Raw genomic sequence first — 22772 nt, forward strand, 5'->3', positions numbered from 1 at the left:
AGGCTTTTTTATTTTGCTAAAAAGGAGATGAGAACAGTGGAGGAACAGATTTTCAATTCAATGATTCAACAAGGAGCATTCGCAGCGTTATTTGTGTGGATGCTTTTTACTACGCAAAAAAAGAATGAACAGCGTGAAGAACAGTATCAAAAGGTAATCGAAAAAAACCAGGCAGTCATCGAAGAACAGGCAAAAGCATTTGGTTCACTTTCAAAGGATGTATCAGATATTAAACAAAAAATTATGGGGAATGGTGACGGAAAATGAAAAAATCTATCAAATTATTAGCCTCAATTTCTACTGCAGCTATCATTGCATTTACTTCAACAGGTAGTGTCTTTGCTGATCGAGAAATGATTATTCCGGGGTTACCTAAAGTCGAATATCGCAATGGGTATGGAGCGTATGAAGGTGTAGTAGCACATTCTACAGCAACTCCTGAAGCGCCTGCTATTAATATCCGAAACTATGAAGCAAGAACATGGCGTTCTGCATTTGTGCATTATGCAACAGATTGGGATGAAACAATTCAAATTGCTTCTACTAAGTATCAAGCATGGGGAGCAGGTCCGGCAGCTAATAAACGATTTGTTCATGTAGAGCTCTCTGAAACTAGTGACTCTATTAAATTTAAAAAATCATATGAAAGATATGTAAAGTTACTTGCTAAAATTTTAAAAGATAGAAATATCCATCCATCCATTGGATTGTGGACGCATAAAGACATTACGTATAAGCTTGGTGGCACAGATCACGAAGATCCGATTGACTATCTTCGCAGTCATGGTGTATCAGAATCACAATTTAGAGCAGACGTACAAAAGGCGTATGAAGGCGAAACAGTTACGGTTAAACCAAAGCCACAGCAACCAAATGAAGTACCTGGTGTTATTAATGAAGTGGGAGTAGCGTATATTGATGGGTATAATGTAAACCTTCGTTCTGGTCCATCCACAACAAATAGTGTTATTCGTAAATTACAAAAAGGTGAAGCATATAAAGTTTGGGGTAAAGTAGGAAACTGGTTGAATCTTGGAGGAAATCAGTGGGTTTATAATGATTCATCATACATTCGCTATAAAGAAGAATCTTCATCTGTGGAAGGTAAACGTGTAGTTTCTAAAGTGAATGACTTACGATTCTATTCAAAAGCTTCCTGGGCTGATAGAGATGTTGCAGGAACTGTCGATGAAGGATTAGGATTTACAATCCTTGATAAAGTATCTGTAAATGGCTCTTCACAATATAAAGTAAAGAATAGTAGAGGTAGCGTATTCTATATTACAGCTAGTTCTTATTATGTAGAAATTAAACAGTAAACATAAAAAGTGCCGGCTCTTAATTGAGTCGGCTTTTTTGTTTATTAACTTGCAAATAATTTTAGATAGGTGAATATTAAACTAACTACTGCAATTCCTGTTCCTATAATCCAACGTACTGATTCGTTCTTGTTCTTTCTGTGATATTCACGTTCGTCACGAAACATTAATTGTATGTTTTTTTCGGTAAGTTGCAGGCTATTATTTAATTGTTCTTTTAGATCATCAAGATCTTTATGAGTAACATAATTGTCCATTCCGCCGCCACCTCCGCTATTATTTTGTTCAGTAAGTTTTTTATTTCTATACTGTGGTAATTCTACAACTTTTCTTGCATCTCCCATAATTATAGCACCTCTTTAATTACAAATGGAATTTTGGTATTAAATATTGGATTAGTACGAATAGACTCTGTTATTCCCATTTCATCAGGTTTTTTGTAGGTAAAGCTTATTTGCAAATAATAATAATTACTTACGAAATCTATTTCAGTAAAATCATCATCAATTGGAATTTCTAGCTCTATACGGTCAATATCGGATTCAATGGTTCTTTGTTCTGAATCATATTCAACCATATAACTTCTAACAATTATCGTATCCTCTCCGCCAAATTGATGATATAAAGTTATGTATAGTGCTGTATAATCAAGCGTTTCATGTATATATGGAATTGTTCTTCGAGTAAGTCCATCAATTGTGCATGAGATGTTAAGGGTATTATTTTTTTCTTTATATAATACTAATTCGGATGAATCTTTTTCGGTAAAGAGGTTAATAGAAGTTATTGCGGGTTTGAAGTTATAAGAACTCATTTGTTATGCCCTCTCTGTTATTAGATTTGAAGTTAGATATTTTTCTAGAGAAAAAATTATAAATCAGAAATTCTTCTAACTTGTTTTTCTTTCTTCTTAAAATTCTTCTTATACTGTTTAAAGTCTTGTTTATCCACTCTGAATTTCTCTCCAGTAGCAACGTTTTTAACCAGGTAAGTTGTGCGTTTGAATTCCCTAATGTAATAGATAATTAATCCCACTAAAAGGGATATACACAATGTAAACGGAATGGCAATGAGACAGAGAACGATAATGATAGCTGAAATTTTATCTGACTCATAAACTCTTTTTAATACTATACGTTTCCCATTTGCAGCTTGAGCTTGCTCTAATTGTTGCATACGTTGTAGCGATGCAATCGTGTCATAACTCATGGAATAACCTCCTTAAAATAATACCTAAATCATACCAATTTCATGTAACAACTGTAAATATTACATTCCCATAAATTCCTTATCGAAATAGAACTTGTCCATTAATTTATTTACAATCCCGTTGAAATAAGCGAATTTACCTTTCTTCATTTTTACTCCGGATTTAATTTTCATAACAAACTCTTTAATAGCTTTTAAGCCAATAGTAAGTTCCTGGTCTTTAGTAAATGCTTTATTACCTGTAGAGAAGTTTGTAACTTTATTGCACTGCCTTACGACCTTCCACAGTTCTTGAATTGTTTTAGATTCACTGTAAAAAGAGTTAACTAAAGAAACAAAACGTTCTGGTACCCAGTGAGCAACGAAATCAGCTTGTTCAATATTCTCTTCTGAAGTATTGCTATTATCATTACTATTACGTTTGTTTATATCTTTTATATTTTGTTTTAAGGAAACAGGTTTTGTTTTAATGGTAGGACACTTTGTAGGACTTTTTGCATCTACCTTGTTGGACACTTCTTTCACAATTGGTTGAATGATAATAGCATTAGAAGTTTGAAGCATGTCCTTTTTACGTTTCATTGCTACTTGTTTAATCATCTCTAAATCCACAAGTTTCTTCATTAAGCGTTGTACAGTTTTATATGAAACTTCCATCATGTCAGCGATAGAATTTTTGCATAGGAAACTAACACCTACATATTTGCAGCTGTGGCGTTTTAAAATTTCAAGTAGTGTAATGAGTTTAGATTGTACATCCGTACGTTTAATAGACATACGGATATTATCTCTGTATGTACGTATAGTTTTGTTTAGTTCTTCCAATTCTATAAATGGTGATAGGTCACGAAATGCTTCTTCGCTTGCTATTACATCTATGCATCTCTTTTCCATATTATATGTCTCCCTTTATGGAAACAAAAAAGCAACGTCACCAATTAAGTAAACGTTGCTTAAGAGACTCTGCATGATGTACAATGACTCATGAGAGTATGGCAAGTGTTTACCTGGCTCAATCAGGTGAACGGTATAAGAGTGCTACCAACACTGCTTATACACGCTGTGCTCTTTTGTTTTGTCGATTTTTTGTATATACGTGAACTTTATATGTTTATATTTAAATACAAAAAATCAAGTTATACATAGGCAAACGATCTTTATTGGAAGTTTAAACACGTCAATTGTACACCCAAGGGAAGTTTTTAAAGAAGCCTTCCGTCGTGCAGCAGCCTCTATCATATGTCTTCATAACCATCCCTCAGGAGATCCCACGCCGAGCCGTGAAGATATTGAAGTAACAAAACGCTTAGTAGAATGCGGTCAGATTATCGGAATTGAAGTGCTTGATCATATTATAATAGGTGACCATAAATTCGTGAGTTTAAAGGAAAAAGGTCATATTTAAGACTATGCTTTTTACTTATTTTGTTTTATAATGTGATTTATGAGTTTTTTGTAGAAATTTATCTACAAAAAGGATAAAGATATAAAAAACGTACTGTTTTTATAATATAAAGTAAGAAAAAATGAGTCCGTGAAAACAAGAAAGGAAGATAAATAATATGTTTGGATTTGGTGGATTTACTCGCGATCTTGGAATAGACTTAGGAACTGCGAACACGCTTGTATATGTAAAAGGAAAAGGTGTAGTTTTACGTGAACCTTCAGTAGTTGCGTTACAAACTGATACGAAACAAATCGTTGCTGTAGGTAGCGATGCAAAACAAATGATTGGTCGTACACCAGGGAACGTTGTGGCACTTCGCCCGATGAAAGACGGTGTAATTGCTGATTATGAAACAACTGCAACAATGATGAAATATTACATTCAACAAGCTCAAAAATCAAACGGTTTCTTCTCACGTAAGCCGTATGTAATGGTATGTGTACCATCTGGTATTACAGCTGTAGAAAGACGTGCAGTAATCGATGCGACTCGTCAAGCGGGTGCTCGTGATGCTTATCCTATCGAAGAGCCATTTGCAGCAGCAATTGGTGCAAACTTACCTGTTTGGGAACCAACTGGTAGTATGGTTGTTGATATCGGTGGTGGTACAACAGAAGTTGCAATTATTTCTTTAGGTGGTATTGTAACAAGCCAGTCAGTTCGTGTTGCTGGTGATGATATGGATGATTCAATCATTCAGTACATTAAGAAAAGCTATAACTTAATGATTGGTGAAAGAACAGCTGAAGCATTAAAATTAGAAATTGGTTCTGCAGGCGAGCCAGAAGGTATCGAGCCTATGGAAATTCGCGGTCGTGATTTAGTAAGTGGTTTACCAAAAACAGTACTAATTCAGCCAGAAGAAATTGCAGATGCATTAAAAGATACAGTAGATGCGATTGTAGAATCAGTTAAAAATACGTTAGAAAAAACGCCACCTGAATTAGCGGCTGATATTATGGACCGCGGTATCGTATTAACAGGCGGCGGGGCATTACTACGTAATTTAGATAAAGTAATTAGTGAAGAAACGAAAATGCCAGTTCTTGTTGCAGAAGATCCATTAGATTGCGTAGCAATTGGAACAGGTAAAGCATTAGACAATATCGATCTTTTCAAAACTGCTGCTCGATAATATTGCAAAATAAAAATCAGTGAAATTAAGAGGGTGTGAACGTGCCACAGTTTTTCTTAAACAAAAGATTAATTGTTTTGTTGGTTAGTATTATTCTTCTCGTGGCATTGATTGGAATCTCATTGAAAGAACGGAACAGTTTAACATGGCCAGAGCAGTTTGTTAAAGACACTGTCGGTGTTGTAGAACGTGTATTCCAAAAGCCAGCGAAATACGTAGCTGGATTCTTCGAAAATGTAGAAGATGTAAAGCGCACGTATGAAGAGAATAAAGAATTAAAAGCAAAATTAGATAATTATGCAGGTCTATCAGGGAAAGTAAAACAACTAGAAGATGATAACAAGAAGCTACAAGAGCTAACTGGTAAAAAAGAGTTAAATAGCGGGTATACTGAAATTCCAGCTACTGTTGTTTCTCGTAATCCAGATAAATGGTACGATTTAATTGGAATTGATAAAGGGGCACAGCAAGGAATTAAAAAAGATATGGCTGTAGTAACTTCACAAGGGTTAGTTGGAAGAGTGAAAAGTGTATCTCAGTTTACATCATCAGTAGAATTACTAAGTTCTATGAGCCGAACAAATCGCGTTTCTGCTATTGTACAAGGGCAAGAGAAAATCTTTGGTTTGATTGAAGGTTATGACAAAGAAAAACAATTACTTCTTTTCACAAAGATTGGCTCTGATGCACCGGTAGAAAAAGATCAACTAGTTGTAACATCTGGACTTGGTGATATTTTCCCGAAAGGTCTTGTAATTGGAAAAATCGTTGATGTTCAGCCGGATGCATATGGCTTAACAAAAACAGCTTATGTAAAACCTGCCGCTGATTTAAATGACGTAGAGCATATTACGGTTGCTAAACGTGCAACACCTTCAGCGCCATTAGAATAGGAGGAGAAGAAGAGATGATGAAGATATTAAAAAGAGCAGCTCTTCCTCTTTTGCTCCTTTTTGTGTTTCTATTTGAAAATATGTTTGCTACTGTTGTTCCAACGGATGTGTTTTGGAAAGACAGTATAGCAGCACCGCATTTCTTTATAATCGTCTTATGTTTTATTACAGTGTATTATAGTCCGGTCCAAGGGATTTATTACGGACTATTATTTGGCTTCTTATTTGATACCGTATACACAGAACTTGTCGGGATATATATTTTTGCTTATCCGATTTTAGCTTATTTAGTTTATAGTGTGATGAAAGTATTACAATTGAATTTATTTATTGTTGTTTCTATCATATTAGCTAGCATTGTAGCACTAGAGTATTATGTGTATGGATTCTTAACTTTGTTAGGACGTACTCATATGCCAGCGCATGTCTTTTTCACAGATCGTCTCCTTTCTACTTTATTGTTAAATGCTATTTTCTTATTGATAGTTTGTTTCCCACTGAGACGATATATAGTGCGTCTTTCAAAAGCGATGGAAGAAAAAGAAAAAAGGATTTTCTAATTTTATGTCGAATTGAATCGGTGGGGTGAACTTTAGTGGAAGAAAAAAAGCAACAAAATGTAACGATAAAAGGGACAAAAGATGGGATAACGCTTCATTTAGATGATTGTTGTTCATTCTCAGAATTATTGATGGAATTAGACGAAAAACTTTCTACACATTACTACGATGGTGATGGGCGCTCTTTAATTGAAGTGCATGTGAAAGTAGGAAATCGTTATTTAACAGAAGTCCAACAAGAAGAGATTCGTACGTTAATTCGTAATAAAAAGAATCTTGTTGTGGATTCAATTGAAAGTGATGTTATCACTAAAGCAGAAGCAATAGCTTGGAAAGAAGAAACAGAAATTGTCCCTATTTCCAAAATTGTTCGCTCTGGACAAGTTTTACATGTAAAAGGAAATTTGTTGTTAATTGGAGATGTTAATCCAGGCGGAACGGTTATCGCTGGGGGGAATATTTTTGTCGTAGGATCATTAAGAGGAATTGCACATGCTGGGTATTATGGGGATTCAGATGCTGTAATCGCTGCATCTGTTATGAACCCGATGCAACTTCGAATTAGTGATGTGGCAATGCGGGCTCCGGAAGAGAAAGAAGACGGAGCGGAGGCGGCAGAATGTGCGTATATTAATGAGAACAATCACATTGTTGTCGATCGCCTGCAACTTCTCACTCATCTTAGACCTAATTTAACAAAGTTAGAAAGGGGAATTGTATAGCTGTGGGAGAGGCAATAGTAATTACATCTGGAAAAGGCGGAGTAGGTAAAACTACTACATCTGCGAACATTGGTACGGCCCTAGCGTTATCTGGAAAGAAAGTGTGCTTAATTGACACAGATATCGGTCTTCGAAATTTAGACGTAGTAATGGGGCTGGAAAATCGTATTGTATTTGATCTTGTTGATGTCGTTGAAGGGCGTTGCCGTTTACCTCAGGCTCTTATTAAAGACAAACGTTTTGATGATCTTTATTTATTACCTGCAGCACAAACGAGTGATAAATCAGCGGTAACACCTGAACAAATGGATGAATTAATACAAGTATTACGTCAAGATTATGATTACATATTAATCGATTGTCCTGCGGGGATTGAGCAGGGATTTAAAAATGCGGTAGCTGGTGCGGATAAAGCAATCGTTGTTACGACTCCAGAAGTATCCTCAATGCGCGATGCGGATCGTATTATTGGGCTTTTAGAAAAAGAGGATATTGAACCACCGAAACTTGTTATTAACCGTGTACGTAGTCATATGCTTCATGAACAGGATATGTTAGATGTTGATGAAATTGTACGTACATTGTCAATTGAGCTTCTTGGTGTTGTCGAAGATGACGATGAAGTTATTCGAGCTACAAATACAGGTGAACCTGTGGCGTTGCAACCAAGCGGAAAAGCAGCGTTGGCTTATCGTAATATTGCAAGACGCTTGTTAGGTGAGAATGTACCATTACAAGCATTTGAACAAGAAAAGGTATCGGTATTTGCAAAGGTGAAAAACTTCTTTGGAATCCGTTAAGAGCACTTCGCACATATGCGAGGTGCTTTCTTTTTTCTTCACACGAATATCTTTCTTTCTTAGCTCATACATATGTACAAACTGTATACAACTGTTTCTATTGAAATTAGCTTAACGAAAGAAAGGAGACAGTATGAAGAATAGACGCGTAGAAGAAATTAAAAAGCGGATTGCAAAAAGGAAGGCCGAGCAAGAAAGGATGGAGGAAGAACAGTATTTTACCGGAGGGAATTTTGATAGCGAAACAGTAGTTATTGAAGATGGAGAAAAGGAAATGCATCCTTTATTTCGAAAGGAAGTCTTTTTCTTCAAAGTTTTATTATCGGCAATATTAGTTCTTTCGGTTGCTATTTTATATAAGAATGCTCCTTCTTCATTCAATGGAGCTAAAGCTGTTACAGAAAAAGTGATGAAAGAGGAATTTCAGTTTGCTACTGTAGCGAAATGGTACGAAAAGCAATTTGGAAAACCGCTCGTATTCTATTCGCCAAACGAGAAAAAAGAAGGAAGTATTCAGCAAAAAGATTATGCAATTCCCGCTTCTGGAAAGGTAATGCAAGGGTTTCAAAAAAATGGCCAAGGTGTATTTGTCCAAACAGCTACAAATGCAACGGTTGAGTCAGTGAATGAAGGATTAGTTGTTTTTGCGGGTAAGAAAGAGGAACTTGGAAATACAGTTCAAATTCAACATGCAGATGGTACGGAGTCATGGTATGCAAACTTAAACGATATGTCAGTGAAATTATATGATTACGTTTCAAAGAAACAAAAAATTGGAACGGTGAGTAATGATACAAATGATAAAAATGGAAAGTTTTATTTCGCGATAAAAAAGAATGAAAAATTTATTGATCCGATCCAGGTGATATCATTTGATTAAATATAGAGACGTTTTGACGAAAATTTCCGTGCATCCATTATTTTGGGTTATTATTGTCATTGGTATTTTCACTGCACGTTTTAAAGAGTTACTACTGTTATTTTGTATCGTTCTTATTCATGAACTTGGGCATGCTATTGCAGCAGCACACTATAATTGGCGTATAAAAAGAATTCAGCTTTTGCCGTTTGGTGGCGTGGCCGAGCTTGAGGAACATGGTAATAAGTCGTTGAAAGAGGAACTTGTTGTCGTAATTGCAGGGCCGATTCAACATGTTTGGATGATGCTGGTAGGTTATATGTTGTTTGAAGCCGGTTGGTTGAATGCAGATTTATATTATTTCTTTATGTGGAATAATATAATTATTTTAGCGTTTAATTTACTCCCTATTTGGCCGTTAGATGGCGGGAAAGTATTGTTTAATATACTATCATATCGTTTTCCTTATTTACAAGCACATGAAAAGATGATGAAATTGTCATGTGTTTTTTTTGGTGTAATATTAGGATGGCAGTTGCTCTGGAATAGTAACAATATTATGATGTGGGTACTACTCATATTTTTGGCAGTGTCGTTATATCAAGAGTGGAAACAAAGACGGTATGCATTTATGCGTTTTTTATTAGAACGTTATTATGGAAATAAAAGAGGGATTGAAAAGATTGCACCTATTGAAGTGCAATCAGAAGATCATTTATATAAGATATTCACAAAATTTCGTAGAGGATATAAGCATTCTATTATCGTCCGTGGAAAATATAAAGAGCATTACACATTGGATGAAAATGAATTGCTCTATGCATATTTTACTGAAAAACGAACAACCTCATCAGTTGAAGAATTAATCGGTTAGTGTTGACGATAGCACTAACCTTTTATTATTGTAAAAGCAAAGAAGATTATAAAGTGAGGAAATAATTTTGAAAACGTTATATGTGAATTACGCTGGTTCGGAAAAGCGCGTTGCAATTGAAGAGAAGAAAAAGATTGTTGAGTTTTTATGGAAACGTAATGAAGAGCAAGAGATTGTTGGGCATATTTATGTTGGACGTATCGTAAGAACAATTGCTGGAATGAACGCAGCTTTTGTAAATATAGGTTTAGAAAAACATGCGTATCTTTCATACGATGATGTACCACCTTCTTATCGTATACATGAAGGGCAAGCGATACTCGTACAGGTTGTGAAAGAGGCAATTGATACGAAAGGGCCTAAATTGACAGCGAATATAGAATTTACCGGGAAATATGTCGTTTATATGCCGTTTGATGAGATGCGAGCTGTTTCTCGGAAAATAAAAAATAATAAAAGAAGACAACAGTTACTTGAAATTGAAGTAGAAGGAACGGGAGGTTACATTTTCCGCTCTGCTTCTGAAAAAGGGGAAATTGAAGAAATACAAGCTGAAATGCAAGGGTTACAACAGTTGTATGAAGAGTTAAAAAGAAAAGAGGATCAAGGAAAGGCGCCGTTATTACTTCATCGACCGGCGACCTTTTTAGATCGTGTATTTCAAGAGAATCCAATTGAAACAATTGAAAAAGTAGTTGTAGATACAAGAAGTATAGTAAAAGAGTTAGAAGACAAAGTTGGAAAAGAAAAAGTATCTTTTTATAATGAAAAGTCTTCGATGTTTAACCATTTTGGAATAGAGCGTGAAATTGAGAAAGCACTCCAAAAAATTGTGTGGCTTCCAAATGGTGCTTATTTAATTGTAGAGCAAATGGAGACGATGACTGTAATTGATGTGAATACGGGCAAGTTTACTGGAAAACAAAATTTACAAGATACAGTACTTCGCACAAATGAGATGGCAGCTGAAGAAATTGCACGCCAATTAAGACTTCGTGATATTGGTGGTATGATATTAATTGATTTTATTAATATGAAAAAAAGAGAAGATAAAGAAAAGGTAAGAAAATGTCTCATAGCTGCTATGAAAGATGATCGTACTTATACAAGAGTACTTGGATTTACTGAGTTAGGAATTTTGGAGATGACACGAAAACGTAAAAAACATTCTTTACGTGACGTATTACTAGAAGAGTGTGTATCTTGCAAAGCGACGGGTTATGTAATGTCGTATGAAACAATTGCGTATGAGCTAGAGAGAGAATTAATCACATATGGCAACATAGAGGATGAGGCAGTATTAATCGCTGCGCCTAAAGAACTGCAAAAACAATTTTTGCAAAAAGAATTACAAAAAAATATTCCATTTGAAATTTATTTCAAAGATGATATTATCGAAAAGTACGCTATTATCCGTTTTGGAAGTAAAAAAGAAATTGTAGAACGGAAAAAATAGTTAGTAGAAGATTCATTGACAATACTCAATGAATTATGGTAACATCTTTATGTTATAGTTTATAGCACCTAAACGGCTATATGCTACAACCGCACAAGACAGGTTCCCTAAAGGCATTTATGTCTACCTCGTTTTTGGCGAGTCTTAGTAATTAAGAGGAGGTGCAAGTATGTACGCAATTATCGAAACAGGTGGAAAACAAATTAAAGTTGAAGCTGGTCAAGCAATCTACATTGAAAAATTAGATGTTGAAGCTGGTGAAACTGTTACTTTTGACAAAGTTCTTTTCGTTGGTGGCGAAAACGTTAAAGTTGGTAGCCCAGTTGTAGAAGGTGCAACAGTTACTGCGAAAGTTGAAAAACAAGGTCGCGCTAAGAAAATCATCGTTTTCAAATACAAAGCGAAAAAGAACAATCGTAAGAAACAAGGTCATCGTCAACCTTACACTAAGCTAGTTGTTGAAGCTATCAACGCTTAATTCTGGTTAACATGATTAAAATTACGATAAGTCGCACGAAATTAGGAAGTATCCAATCATTTAAAATGACTGGACATGCCGATTATGCGCCACATGGACAAGACCTTGTCTGTGCTGGAACTACAGCGGTTGTGTTTGGTTCTATAAATGCAGTGGAAGAACTTTGTAATGTGCAGGCAACTATTGAACTCGGAAGTGATGGCGGATTCTTAACGTATGAATTGCCTAATGATTTAGACGTTCATACAGCAGAAAAAGCACAGATACTTTTAGAAGGATTGGTTGTTTCGCTTAAGACGATCGAACTTGATTACGGAAAGTATATCCGTTTAATAGAAAAAGTGCAGGAGGTGTAACGTATGTTAAGATTAGATCTTCAGTTTTTCGCATCTAAGAAAGGTGTAGGTAGTACAAAGAACGGTCGTGACTCTCAGTCAAAACGTCTTGGTGCTAAACGCGCAGATGGTCAAACGGTTTCAGGTGGTTCAATTCTTTACCGTCAACGCGGTACAAAAATTTATCCAGGTGTTAACGTTGGTCGTGGTGGCGATGACACTTTATACGCGAAAGTTGACGGCGTAGTACGCTTTGAGCGTCTTGGCCGTGACCGCAAACAAGTGAGCGTATATCCTGTTGCTCAAGAAGCATAAGAACTCACGGAAAACTCTAACCTGAGTGCAGGTTAGAGTTTTTCTATATTAAGGGGTATCTAAATGAATGAAAAATGGACAATTATAGATGCATTGCGCCATTCAAGACATGATTGGCTCAATCGTATGCAGATGGTGAAAGGAAACCTTTCACTTGGAAAAGTGGAAGAAATTCATAGTCTCATCGATCGTTTTGTCCAAGAAGCGAGACAAGAATCCAATCTGATGGGGCTATCAATGCCTTTATTTTCAGAGTGGATTTTAACATATAATTGGAAACAGCAGCCGTGCTTATTGGAGTACGAAGTATTAGGGAAATTACATAACTTATCTCACTTAGATGAGACTGTATGTACATGGACGAATCAATTTTTCTCAATGCTTCAGCATAGTTTAGACGTATATGTTGAAAATTATGTTTGTATCACAATTGAATGTGACGCGGAGAATGCTCGTTTCTTTTTTGATTTTCGTGGTAAGCTAACGAGTGTAGAAGAACTACAGAATTGGCTTGCGACCCAAAACAATAAATGGTATTCCATTTCTTATACAGTGCGAGACGAAGAAGTCTCAGTTATATTACAACCAATTGAAAAAAGTGTGGTGAAATAATGTTTGTAGATCAGGTCAAGATATATGTAAAAGGCGGCGACGGTGGTAACGGTATGGTTGCGTATCGTCGTGAGAAGTATGTTCCTAAAGGTGGCCCAGCAGGTGGCGACGGCGGTAAAGGTGCAGATGTTGTTTTCGTAGTTGAGGAAGGCTTACGTACATTAATGGACTTCCGCTACCAACGTCATTTCAAAGCTGATCGCGGTCAGCACGGAATGAGTAAAGGTCAGCACGGGCGTAAATCTGAAGATTTACTTGTAAAGGTTCCGCCAGGAACAGTAGTAAAAGATGAAAAAACTGGTCAAATTCTTGCCGATTTAGTAACGCATGGACAAACTGCTGTAATTGCAAAAGGTGGCCGTGGTGGCCGTGGTAACTCACGTTTTGCAACAGCTACGAACCCAGCGCCAGAAATCGCTGAGAACGGGGAACCAGGTCAAGAGCGTGATGTCATTCTAGAACTTAAAGTACTAGCAGACGTTGGACTTGTTGGATTCCCAAGTGTAGGTAAATCTACATTATTATCTGTTGTATCATCAGCGCGTCCGAAAATTGCAGAGTATCACTTCACAACAATCGTTCCGAATCTTGGTGTTGTTGAAACTGGTGATAACCGCAGCTTCGTTATGGCTGACCTTCCAGGACTAATTGAAGGCGCACATGCTGGCGTCGGACTTGGACACCAATTCTTACGTCATATTGAGCGTACACGTGTAATCGTGCATGTTATTGATATGTCTGGTTTAGAAGGCCGTGATCCATATGAAGATTACGTAACGATTAATAATGAATTAAAAGAATACAATCTTCGCTTAACTGAGCGTCCACAAGTTGTTGTTGCAAACAAAATGGATATGCCAGATGCAGAAGAAAACTTACAAGCATTTAAAGAGAAAGTGGGAGACGAAGTAAAAATTTTCCCAATCTCAGCTGTAACAAGACAAGGTGTTCGTGACTTACTGTTTGAAGTAGCAAACTTAATAGAAACAACACCAGAATTCCCAATACATGAAGTTGCGGATGAGTCTGATACAAGTGTAATGTACAAATTTGATACTGAAGGTGTTAAATTTGAAATTACACGTGAAAGTGATGGCACGTTTGTTATCTCTGGTTACGATATCGAGAAAACATTCAAGATGACAGACTTCTCACGTGATGAATCTATACGTCGTTTCGCTCGTCAAATGCGCGGAATGGGTATTGATGAAGCGCTTCGTGCACGTGGTGCAAAAGACGGAGATATTGTGAAAATTCTTGAATATGAATTTGAATTTATCGATTAAGACTGCCGAAATACGGCAGTCTTTTTTTATATCGTAAAAATCGGATTTATATAGGAAAAAATCCCCACTAATTAAATTTTCAATTTATAATGGAAAAAGGAGTAAATGTAGAAGAATTCTTTTATGGGGAGAAAAAGAACATGTATAAAATATTAATTGTAGAAGACGATGAGAAAATTGCGGGAATATTAGAGGAGCATTTAGAAAGGTATGGCTATCAATCATTTAGAGCAAGTGATTTACGTCATATAAAAGATGAGTTTGTAAAAATAAATCCTCATCTTGTGTTACTTGATATTAATTTACCGTACTTTGACGGTTTTTATTGGTGTCGTCAAATTCGTACTGTATCGAATGCGCCGATTATTTTTGTTTCTGCAAGAACAGGGGAAATGGATCAAGTAATGGCGATTGAAAATGGCGGCGATGATTATATTACGAAGCCATTCCATTTAGATATCGTAATGGCAAAGGTGAAGAGTGCGCTTCGCCGTGGCTATGGAGAGTATGCCTCTGCTGCTGAGAGTGATTGTTTAGGTGTAAATGGACTGTTGTTATTCCCGTCCCAGCATATCGTTGAGTGGCAGGGACAACAAACTGAACTGACAAAAAATGAGTTTTACTTATTAGAGTGTTTAATGAAACAGGTGAATCAATATGTAACGCGTGAAGAACTGTTAGAAGCTCTATGGGATGAAGTAGCATTTGTGGATGATAATACATTAACCGTAAATGTAAAACGTGTAAGGAAGAAACTAGAAGAGCTAGGCATTAAAAATGCAATTGTAACGAAACGTGGATATGGTTATGCGCTTCTTACAGAGTGGGGCGAAGGGCATGAAGGTTAAAAATTACCTCATGGACCGCTTTTCTTTAATACTTTCTTATATTGTTAGCCTTTGTTTATTTGGGCTTGTTTTGCAGTTGCAAAGTCTTTTAGAAAAGAAATCCATTGATTGGAGTACGTGGTTATATGGACTTTTATTAGGAACAGTTGTGTTTACTGTATACCTCATTTACGATTACCGAAAACGGAGTGTGTTTTTAAAGAGGATCGAAAAGTATGTTACTGGTGGAAATACATTACATGACTCTTTACTTATTGATGAATCTTATACATCAGAGCAAGAAATGGTCGTTGAATCTTTTACGTTATTAAGACAGCAATATATGAATGAAGTTCATAAACAGCATGCGAAAGAGCAACAGCAAATGATATTTATGAACCAATGGATTCACCAAATGAAAACACCAGTATCTGTTATTGAATTATTGCTGCAAAAGTTTGGCAAAGAGCATCGTGAGGCAAGAGCAACAGTTGAAAGTATTCGTGAAGAAAATAACCGTATACTAAATGGTTTAGATTTAGCGTTACATATGGCAAGACTAGAGCAGTTTGCGAAAGATTATAAGGTAGAAGTAGTAAATGTTATAGATGTCGTGCGAGGTATTATTAATGAAAATCGAAAATCCTTCATTCAATCGTCTGTATTTCCGAAAGTGATGTTTGAAGAAGATACTTGTATGGTTGCATCTGATAGAAAATGGCTGAGTATTGCTATAGGTCAAATTGTTGTAAACGCAATTAAGTATACAAAAATTTCAGCGGCAGAGAAAAAAGAAATTCAATTTCAAATTGAAGAGAAAAATCAAAAGGTGTTATTACATATTAAGGACAATGGAATTGGTATTCCAGAGCAAGACGTAAAGCGCATATTTGATCCATTCTTTACGGGAATAAATGGACGTAAAACGAGAGAAGCGACTGGGATGGGCTTATATATTACGAAGGAAATTTGCGATAATTTACATCATGGAATATATGTTCAATCGGCTGAAGGAGAAGGAACAACATTCACGTTCCAATTTGCAAAAGATGAAGAGTATCATACATTAATGAGAAAAATGACAAAACTGTAAGATAACAAAACGTTTTGTAAGGGAAATCACTCGTTTCTTTTTCTTATTTTTCTTATAGTAAATGTAAGAAGAAAACACATAGGGGGATTAGAAATGAGTGTTCTTGAAGTAAAAGGATTAACGAAGGTGTACCAATCAAAAGGTTCAGTAGCGACGACTGCTTTAAACGATATAAATTTTAAAATAGAAGAAGGCGAATTTGTAGGGATTATGGGTCCTTCAGGAAGCGGGAAAACGACGCTTTTAAATTTATTAGCAACAATTGATAAGCAAACTTCAGGTCATGTGCTTGTAAATGGTGAAGAAATTAATCAAATGCGTGCTGCAAAATTAGCGGAGTTTCGCCGTACACATTTAGGTTTCATCTTTCAAGATTTTAATTTACTTGATACGTTATCCATTAAAGAAAATATTATTTTACCACTTGTAATGGCGAAGAAATCTGTAAATGAAATCGATGCGAAAGTACTGGAAATTGCGAAGTTTTTAAACATCGAAGAAATTTTAAATAAAAAAGTATACGAAGTATCTGGGGGACAACAACAACGTGCAGCAGCAGCGAGAGCAATCATTCATGAACCGACGTTAATTTTAGCAGATGAGCCAACTGGAAACTTAGACTCGAAGTCAGCGAAATCGCTAATGGGCGCTCTGCAAGATTTACACGAGCAAAAGAAAGTAACGATTGCAATGGTTACGCACGATCCAGTAGCGGCTAGTTATTGTGAACGTATCCTTTTCATACGCGATGGGGAAATTTTCTCGGAAATACATAAAGGAAGAACGAAACAAGCCTTTTTCCAAGAAATTCTGGACGTACTTGCGATGCTAGGAGGAGAATATCATGAACTTTCGCCAGCTCGCGCTTAATAACGTAAAAGGAAATTGGCGTAACTATAAAGCGTTTCTTATAAGTAGTTGTTTATCGATTGTCGTATTTTTCATGTATGCTTCTTTTATTTATCATCCAGATGTCGTAAGCGGTAATATTAGTATGAGAAAGATGATCACAAAAGGATTAGAATCGATGAATTATATTGTGGTCATCTTCTCGGCACTCTTTATTTTATATGCAAATTCAACGTTTTTACGAGCAAGAAAAAAAGAGATTGGTCTACTAACATTAATAGGCGGAACGAAATCGCAGCTCGGCCGAATGATTATATTAGAGCAACTGATGTTAGGTAGTATTGCAATTGTAGTTGGTATTGGGGCTGGAATGCTTTGTTCAAAATTATTTTTCCAAGCGTTAAGCGTATTATTGAAAATAGATAAGACACTTCCACTCGTTTGGAATAGTAAAGCAATTCTTATTACAGCTGGTGTATACTTTATTCTATTTTTAATCCTATCATTGTTTAGTGTTTGGACAGTCGGGCGCTTGCAAATTATTGATTTATTAAGAGAAGCAAGAAAGCAAAAAGTAGAGCCGTTTGCATTTACATGGTTATGTGTAGTTGGTATAGGATGTATTATTGCTGCGTATGTACTTAGCTTCCAAGTAACGTTTCTGAATTTCCTCATCCTCTTTTTACCGGTTGTAGGACTGACAATTGGCGGAACGTATTTACTATTTACACAAGGTAGTACAGTCGTATTAAAAGCATTGCAAAAACGAAAACAATCTTTTTATACGTACCCAAATATGTTCGTCCTTAGTAACCTTATTTATAAAATGAAAGATAATGCTCGTTTTCTATTTGTAATTTCTATTATTACGGCGGTTGTATCCTCGGCAGTTGGCACGCTTTACGTATATTTTGAGGATATGAGTTATAAAACGGTAGTCAAAACTCCACATGCTATTTCATATGAGGAAAAGGGGTTAAATACGCATAACCTTATTAATGAAGAAAAGGTACAGCAGCTTGTGAAGAGACACGGGTTTGAAGATGCGCGAAAAGTAACCTACGTTAAACTACCGGCAACACAGAAAATAACGTTGTTTAATAGTGAACATGAAGTACCGATGACGATTATTTCAGAAAAAGAATATAATGCAGAAGTGCGTGAACAAAAGAGAGAGCAAGTTACAGAAGTTCATAATGCATCAGGCAGTGCAACGATGGTTATGGTCGATATGGCAAATGAACTGATGAAGATAGACCGTACGAAACCGTATGAATTTACAATTAACGGACAAAAGCAGTCTGTTCAGTTAAATAGCCCAACTTCATTTTCTGTTTTTAATGATAGTGAATATCTCGTTGTAAATGATCAAGATTTTGAGAAGTATGCAAAACTCGTACCAGATGAAGAAAAGACGAAATATTACGGTTATTATATTGAGGATTGGAAAAGTACAGAAGATCTTGTATTAGATTTGAAAAATGAAATTGCACCAGAAAAGCAAGGAGAATTGAGAAATTCAGTGTTTGCGTATAAGGATATAAGAGAAGGTGGAGCGATTACAATGTTCATCGGTTTCTTCGTGGCGGTACTATTCTTCTTCTTCGCTTGTAGTATGACATACTTTAAATGGTTTAACGATAAAGAACAAGATCGTATTCAATTTAAATCGTTAAAGAGAATCGGTATGACAGATAAAGAAATTCGCAAAATTGCGATTCGACAAATGGGAGTTATCTTCTTTATCCCAATTTTAATCGGTTCCATTCATAGTGGATTTGCTCTTCATACGTTAGGGAAAATGCTTTATATTAATTTATGGAAATCAGGTGCGCTTGTAATTGGAGCATACATTTTAGCTTCTGCCATTTACTTTATGATCGCGCAAAGAGGATATTTAAAACACGTAAAAAGCTAGGGGAACCTCTAGCTTTTTGCCTATGTAGTAAGTTACAGGAGGACGATAGATGAACATTCGGCAACTAGCGCTGCAAAATATAAAAGGAAATTGGCGTAATTATAAAGTGTTTTTCTTAAGTAGTTGTTTTGCAATATTTGCATCTTTTGCATATATGTCTGTTATTGTACATCCGTATATGCAAGAGACGATGTGGTATCAAAACGTACGCTGGGGACTTATCATATGTAATGTTATAATTATTTCTTTTTTCGTCATATTTATTTTGTACTCTACTTCTATTTTCATAGAAGCACGTAAGAAAGAATTAGGGTTATATATGTTAATGGGAGCAACGAAGTCTAACGTAATAGGAGTAATTATGACCGAGCAAATATTAATTGGAATTTTTGCTAATATTTTCGGTATAGGGCTGGGCTTGATCTTTTTAAAGCTCTTCTTCATGGTGTTTAGTATGTTACTGGGGCTTCCGAAAGAACTCCCTGTTATATTTGACGTAAGTGCGATTGGTGTAACATTTATTACATATATGGTCGTTTTTATTCTGTTATCTTTTATAAGTGCTTTACGTATATGGAATATAAAAATCATTCGGTTATTGAAAGAATTTCGAACAGATAAAAAAGAGAAGAAAACATCAAAGTGGCTTTGTATATTCGGCTTTATTTGTTTAGGTATAGGATATGCGTTAGCGCTACAAGTGACGATGGCTACGATAGCAATATACTTTTTCCCTGTGTCTATACTTGTCTTTTTGGGAACGTATTTTTCTTTCGCGCATGGTGCTACCCAAGTGTTAGAAATGATAAAGCGAAATAAAAAGATTATGTATACATATCCATATTTGTTTATAGTGAATCAATTGTCACATCGAATGAAGGAAAATGGTCGCTTTTTCTTTCTGATGTCTATGGCAACGACGTTTGTAGTTACGGCAACAGGTACGGTGTTCTTGTATTTTTCTAGCATGCAAGATATGTGGCGAACTGGAGGGGTACACTCGTTTTCGTACATAGAAAAAGGTATTTCTACTTATGAAGTCTTTGAAGAAGGTGCGGTTGAAAAATTACTGAATCAATATGGGTATGATGATTTTCAATATATGAGTTTTGTTGGAGTGTATGCATCCTTTCAGTCTAATAAAGGAGAAACAACAATAGCACCGCTTATAAAAGAAAGTGATTATAACCAAGAAGCGAGGAAACAAAAACAGAAAACATATCATCCTAAAAAAGGTACAGTGACACTCGTTTATTATAATAAATACAATAATTCGAATGTATATAATCAAAAAGAGATTCAATTGCAAGTAATGAATCAACCATATCAATTCGTATTTAACGGTCAGAAAGAAGGGGTTCAATTTAACTATCACCCTTCGTACATTAATGGTCTGTTCTTCGTTATGAATGATGAAGACTTTGACAATATAGCAAATAAGGTTCCTGATTCTGAAAAGATGATATATAGAGGCTACACATTATCAAATATCGAAAAGACGAAGAAATTGAACGAAGATTTACGGAAACATATGAAACAAGATAATAATAATGCATTTCGAAGTAATATGGAGTTATATGTAAGTATGAAAGAAGGCGGCGATATTACTCTATTTGTGGGCTCGTTTATTAGTATATTATTCTTTCTTACTTCATGTAGTATCGTGTATTTTAAATGGTTCCATAATATTGCATCGGACCGAAAGCAGTATGGTGCACTCTCTAAACTTGGAATGACGAAGGAAGAAGTATGGAAAATTTCTCGTTGGCAATTATGTATGCTATTTTTTGCGCCAATTATAGTAGGGAGTATGCATAGTGCAGTTGCGTTATATACGTTTCATAATACTTTTTTTATGGATGGATCATTAAAAAAAGTAGGTTTGTTCATTCTGTTTTATATCGTAGCATGTATCATTTATTTCTTCTTCGCTCAAAGAGAATATAAGAAACATTTAGACTAGCAAATGCTAGTCTTTTTTTAATATTCGAAATTTACATAGAAGAATATAAAAAAGTATGGTATAACAGTAAGAAAACGAAAAAGAGGGGAAAAGACGATGATTCGAGTAGGATATTTAGGACCAGAGGCAACATTTACAAATATGGCGGTGAGTCGTTTTTTTCCGGAGGCAGATCATGTACCGTATCGAACGATTCCAGATTGTATAGATGCAGCTGCAAATGAAAATGTAGACTTCGCAGTCGTACCGTTAGAAAATGCAATAGAAGGTTCAGTGAATATAACGGTTGATTATCTTGTACATGAGCAGCCGCTTTCTATTGTAGGAGAAATTACAGTACCAATTCAGCAGCATTTACTTGTACATCCGCAGTATGCAGAAGTGTGGGATGAAGTATATGCGGTGCATTCTCATCCGCATGCCATTGCACAGTGCCATAAGTTTTTAAATGAAGAATTAAAAGGAGTAACTGTTCGAGATATGACATCCACAAGTGCCGCTGCGCAATATGTGAAAGAACATCCTGAAGAAAAAATTGCCGCTATTGCAAATGAAGCAGCTGCAGAAAAATACGGATTAACAATTGTAAGACGTAGTATTCATACGCATAAAAATAACCATACACGCTTCCTAGTACTCCATAAGAAAAAGAAAGCAATACTCCCGAATAACGGAGAAAACCGCGGAGAGAAAACGACGCTTATGATAACGTTACCTGCAGATTATGCAGGTGCCCTATATCAAGTGCTATCAGCTTTCGCATGGAGAAAATTAAACTTATCAAAAATCGAATCGCGTCCGATGAAAACAGGTCTTGGAAATTACTTTTTCTTAATCGATGTCGATAAAGCATACGATGACGTATTGTTACCAGGTGTAACGATGGAACTTGAAGCGCTCGGTTTTTCTGTTACTGTGCTGGGGAGTTATTCTTCTTATTGGTTGTAAGATGTAGATGGAATATTTGTATTTGTCTAATCGTCCATATCATTTCATTGCCTAGTATATTTTTTGATAGATTAATAAAATCCCACCTGCAAAAGGTGGGATTCTTTATCCTGCTATTTGCCGGGCAGCCTGATTGGTGAGGGCTGATTAAAGTTTCACTTTATTTTAACTTCGCAAGACGATCTTCTAACTGACCACGCCAAATATCAGCTAGTTCTGGAACAGCAAGAATTTTTTCAATGCCATCTTTATCTTTTCTATTATGAAAATAAATTTCGTTAGAGAACAAAACAGAAACATTGCTCGGCTGACGTTCTAGTAATGTAATTTTAGAATCTTTACGTACAGTACCTTCTTGAAGAACACGGCATAGGTAACCAGTAAATCCAGTTGCTACAATACGCGGCAGTATGCCAGGGATGCCAAGACGTTTTGAAATTGTGCTACAAGGTACGCGAGCTTGCGTTACTTGAATGATTGCTTCGCCTAGTTGATATGTATCTCCGATGCATACGTCATGCTCTAACATATTTGTTACGGTAATGTTTTCACCAAATGTGGAAGCGGGAAGTGTTGTTTGAAATTCTTTTTCCCATAGTGCGTAATGCTCGTGTGAGTACACACAAACTGCGCGATCAGGTCCACCGTGGTGTTTTAAATCTGCTACATCATCACCAAGGAAGCCATCTTTTGATAGGAAAGCTTCTTCGGTAAGTTCTTTACATATACCGGTAATCATTTCTTTATCTTCGCCATATTTCATTTGTTTCGGTTTGCCAATGCTAAAGTGAACGAGTTCAATTCCCATATTTGATCTCCTTTACGATTGATTACAATATTATAGCATTAAAAAAGCACAGAGAATGATAAAAAC

Annotated in this window: 26 protein-coding genes, 1 pseudogene and 1 other annotated feature; of the genes and pseudogenes, 22 read left to right on the plus strand and 5 right to left on the minus strand. The window is 35.9% G+C overall.

The window, feature by feature from the left end; all coding sequences use genetic code 11:
• Positions 1-36: 36 nt before the first annotated feature.
• A complete protein-coding gene (locus MRP26_RS26620; protein WP_242807111.1) occupies positions 37-267 on the plus strand; it encodes a BhlA/UviB family holin-like peptide in 231 nt (76 codons plus the stop codon).
• Positions 264-1319, plus strand: a complete 1056-nt coding sequence (locus MRP26_RS26625; protein ID WP_242807112.1) for an N-acetylmuramoyl-L-alanine amidase — start codon at positions 264-266, stop codon at positions 1317-1319. The genes MRP26_RS26620 and MRP26_RS26625 overlap by 4 nt, the downstream gene beginning before the upstream one ends.
• Before the next feature lie 44 nt (positions 1320-1363).
• Here the strand turns inward: MRP26_RS26625 and MRP26_RS26630 are convergent, their stop codons facing one another.
• Genes MRP26_RS26630 through MRP26_RS26645 form a run of 4 tightly spaced genes read right to left on the minus strand, consistent with a single transcriptional unit; the run spans position 1364 to position 3422 of the window.
• On the minus strand, positions 1364-1663 hold the full coding sequence (locus tag MRP26_RS26630; RefSeq protein ID WP_242807113.1) for a hypothetical protein: 300 nt from the start codon (positions 1661-1663) through the stop codon (positions 1364-1366).
• Positions 1664-1665: 2 nt separating this feature from the next.
• Entirely contained in the window at positions 1666-2133 is a 468-nt protein-coding gene (locus MRP26_RS26635) for a hypothetical protein (RefSeq protein WP_242807115.1), read from the minus strand.
• A 56-nt stretch (positions 2134-2189) separates the two neighbouring features.
• Entirely contained in the window at positions 2190-2528 is a 339-nt protein-coding gene (locus tag MRP26_RS26640; RefSeq protein WP_242807117.1) for a hypothetical protein, read from the minus strand.
• Positions 2529-2588: 60 nt separating this feature from the next.
• Entirely contained in the window at positions 2589-3422 is an 834-nt protein-coding gene (locus tag MRP26_RS26645) for a helix-turn-helix domain-containing protein (RefSeq protein ID WP_242807118.1), read from the minus strand.
• Positions 3423-3630: 208 nt separating this feature from the next.
• On the opposite strand from MRP26_RS26645, the pseudogene radC reads away from it, so the two are divergent.
• From radC to pheA, 20 genes and pseudogenes are all read left to right on the plus strand, one after another.
• Positions 3631-3933 (plus strand): annotated as a pseudogene (gene radC, locus MRP26_RS26650) (DNA repair protein RadC); the annotation flags it as partial.
• A gap of 157 nt (positions 3934-4090) precedes the next feature.
• The gene (gene mreB, locus MRP26_RS26655) at positions 4091-5110 is read left to right on the plus strand and encodes a cell shape-determining protein MreB (RefSeq protein ID WP_000466736.1); all 1020 of its coding nucleotides are present in this window, start codon (positions 4091-4093) and stop codon (positions 5108-5110) included.
• A 41-nt stretch (positions 5111-5151) separates the two neighbouring features.
• The gene (mreC, locus tag MRP26_RS26660; RefSeq protein ID WP_001135487.1) at positions 5152-6003 is read left to right on the plus strand and encodes a rod shape-determining protein MreC; all 852 of its coding nucleotides are present in this window, start codon (positions 5152-5154) and stop codon (positions 6001-6003) included.
• Between the two features lie 14 nt (positions 6004-6017).
• Positions 6018-6563, plus strand: a complete 546-nt coding sequence (gene mreD, locus MRP26_RS26665; protein ID WP_000975765.1) for a rod shape-determining protein MreD — start codon at positions 6018-6020, stop codon at positions 6561-6563.
• A gap of 35 nt (positions 6564-6598) precedes the next feature.
• Positions 6599-7285, plus strand: a complete 687-nt coding sequence (gene minC, locus MRP26_RS26670) for a septum site-determining protein MinC (RefSeq protein ID WP_000391521.1) — start codon at positions 6599-6601, stop codon at positions 7283-7285.
• A 2-nt stretch (positions 7286-7287) separates the two neighbouring features.
• A complete protein-coding gene (gene minD, locus MRP26_RS26675; RefSeq protein ID WP_000503309.1) occupies positions 7288-8085 on the plus strand; it encodes a septum site-determining protein MinD in 798 nt (265 codons plus the stop codon).
• A gap of 133 nt (positions 8086-8218) precedes the next feature.
• The gene (gene spoIVFA, locus MRP26_RS26680; RefSeq protein ID WP_000797475.1) at positions 8219-8965 is read left to right on the plus strand and encodes a stage IV sporulation protein SpoIVFA; all 747 of its coding nucleotides are present in this window, start codon (positions 8219-8221) and stop codon (positions 8963-8965) included.
• A complete protein-coding gene (gene spoIVFB / locus MRP26_RS26685) occupies positions 8958-9818 on the plus strand; it encodes a stage IV sporulation intramembrane metalloprotease SpoIVFB (protein ID WP_000599064.1) in 861 nt (286 codons plus the stop codon). The genes spoIVFA and spoIVFB overlap by 8 nt, the downstream gene beginning before the upstream one ends.
• A 67-nt stretch (positions 9819-9885) precedes the next feature.
• Complete coding sequence (locus tag MRP26_RS26690; protein ID WP_197242784.1) at positions 9886-11274, plus strand: Rne/Rng family ribonuclease; 1389 nt, start codon at positions 9886-9888, stop codon at positions 11272-11274.
• Positions 11275-11351: 77 nt separating this feature from the next.
• Positions 11352-11429 (plus strand) — a sequence feature (ribosomal protein L21 leader region).
• A 14-nt stretch (positions 11430-11443) separates the two neighbouring features.
• The gene (gene rplU, locus MRP26_RS26695) at positions 11444-11752 is read left to right on the plus strand and encodes a 50S ribosomal protein L21 (protein ID WP_000270907.1); all 309 of its coding nucleotides are present in this window, start codon (positions 11444-11446) and stop codon (positions 11750-11752) included.
• 11 nt (positions 11753-11763) lie between these two features.
• The gene (locus tag MRP26_RS26700; protein WP_001993153.1) at positions 11764-12108 is read left to right on the plus strand and encodes a ribosomal-processing cysteine protease Prp; all 345 of its coding nucleotides are present in this window, start codon (positions 11764-11766) and stop codon (positions 12106-12108) included.
• Positions 12109-12111: 3 nt separating this feature from the next.
• Positions 12112-12402 (plus strand): 50S ribosomal protein L27, encoded by a 291-nt coding sequence (gene rpmA / locus MRP26_RS26705; RefSeq protein ID WP_000944957.1) that lies wholly within the window; start codon positions 12112-12114, stop codon positions 12400-12402.
• Positions 12403-12465: 63 nt separating this feature from the next.
• Positions 12466-13014 carry a sporulation initiation phosphotransferase B gene (locus tag MRP26_RS26710; protein WP_001003587.1) on the plus strand — a complete coding sequence of 183 codons (549 nt, stop codon included), beginning with the start codon at positions 12466-12468 and terminating at the stop codon, positions 13012-13014.
• A complete protein-coding gene (gene obgE, locus MRP26_RS26715; protein WP_000497127.1) occupies positions 13014-14300 on the plus strand; it encodes a GTPase ObgE in 1287 nt (428 codons plus the stop codon). The genes MRP26_RS26710 and obgE overlap by 1 nt, the downstream gene beginning before the upstream one ends.
• 140 nt (positions 14301-14440) lie before the next feature.
• Complete coding sequence (locus tag MRP26_RS26720) at positions 14441-15148, plus strand: response regulator transcription factor (RefSeq protein ID WP_002082113.1); 708 nt, start codon at positions 14441-14443, stop codon at positions 15146-15148.
• Positions 15138-16220 carry a HAMP domain-containing histidine kinase gene (locus tag MRP26_RS26725; RefSeq protein ID WP_197242782.1) on the plus strand — a complete coding sequence of 361 codons (1083 nt, stop codon included), beginning with the start codon at positions 15138-15140 and terminating at the stop codon, positions 16218-16220. The genes MRP26_RS26720 and MRP26_RS26725 overlap by 11 nt, the downstream gene beginning before the upstream one ends.
• Before the next feature lie 93 nt (positions 16221-16313).
• Positions 16314-17090 (plus strand): ABC transporter ATP-binding protein, encoded by a 777-nt coding sequence (locus tag MRP26_RS26730; protein ID WP_000114529.1) that lies wholly within the window; start codon positions 16314-16316, stop codon positions 17088-17090.
• Positions 17065-18987 carry an ABC transporter permease gene (locus MRP26_RS26735; protein WP_242807120.1) on the plus strand — a complete coding sequence of 641 codons (1923 nt, stop codon included), beginning with the start codon at positions 17065-17067 and terminating at the stop codon, positions 18985-18987. The genes MRP26_RS26730 and MRP26_RS26735 overlap by 26 nt, the downstream gene beginning before the upstream one ends.
• Before the next feature lie 49 nt (positions 18988-19036).
• On the plus strand, positions 19037-20950 hold the full coding sequence (locus MRP26_RS26740; protein WP_072940472.1) for an ABC transporter permease: 1914 nt from the start codon (positions 19037-19039) through the stop codon (positions 20948-20950).
• A 96-nt stretch (positions 20951-21046) separates the two neighbouring features.
• Positions 21047-21898 (plus strand): prephenate dehydratase, encoded by an 852-nt coding sequence (gene pheA / locus MRP26_RS26745; protein WP_000621693.1) that lies wholly within the window; start codon positions 21047-21049, stop codon positions 21896-21898.
• Positions 21899-22058: 160 nt separating this feature from the next.
• On the opposite strand, the gene MRP26_RS26750 is transcribed toward pheA, so the two are convergent.
• Positions 22059-22706: an MOSC domain-containing protein gene (locus tag MRP26_RS26750; protein ID WP_197242781.1), complete on the minus strand. Its 648-nt coding sequence runs from the start codon at positions 22704-22706 to the stop codon at positions 22059-22061.
• Positions 22707-22772: the final 66 nt, after the last annotated feature.

Origin of the sequence: Bacillus sp. CCB-MMP212, from assembly GCF_022748145.1 — a bacterium.
GTDB lineage: Bacteria > Bacillota > Bacilli > Bacillales > Bacillaceae_G > Bacillus_A > Bacillus_A cereus.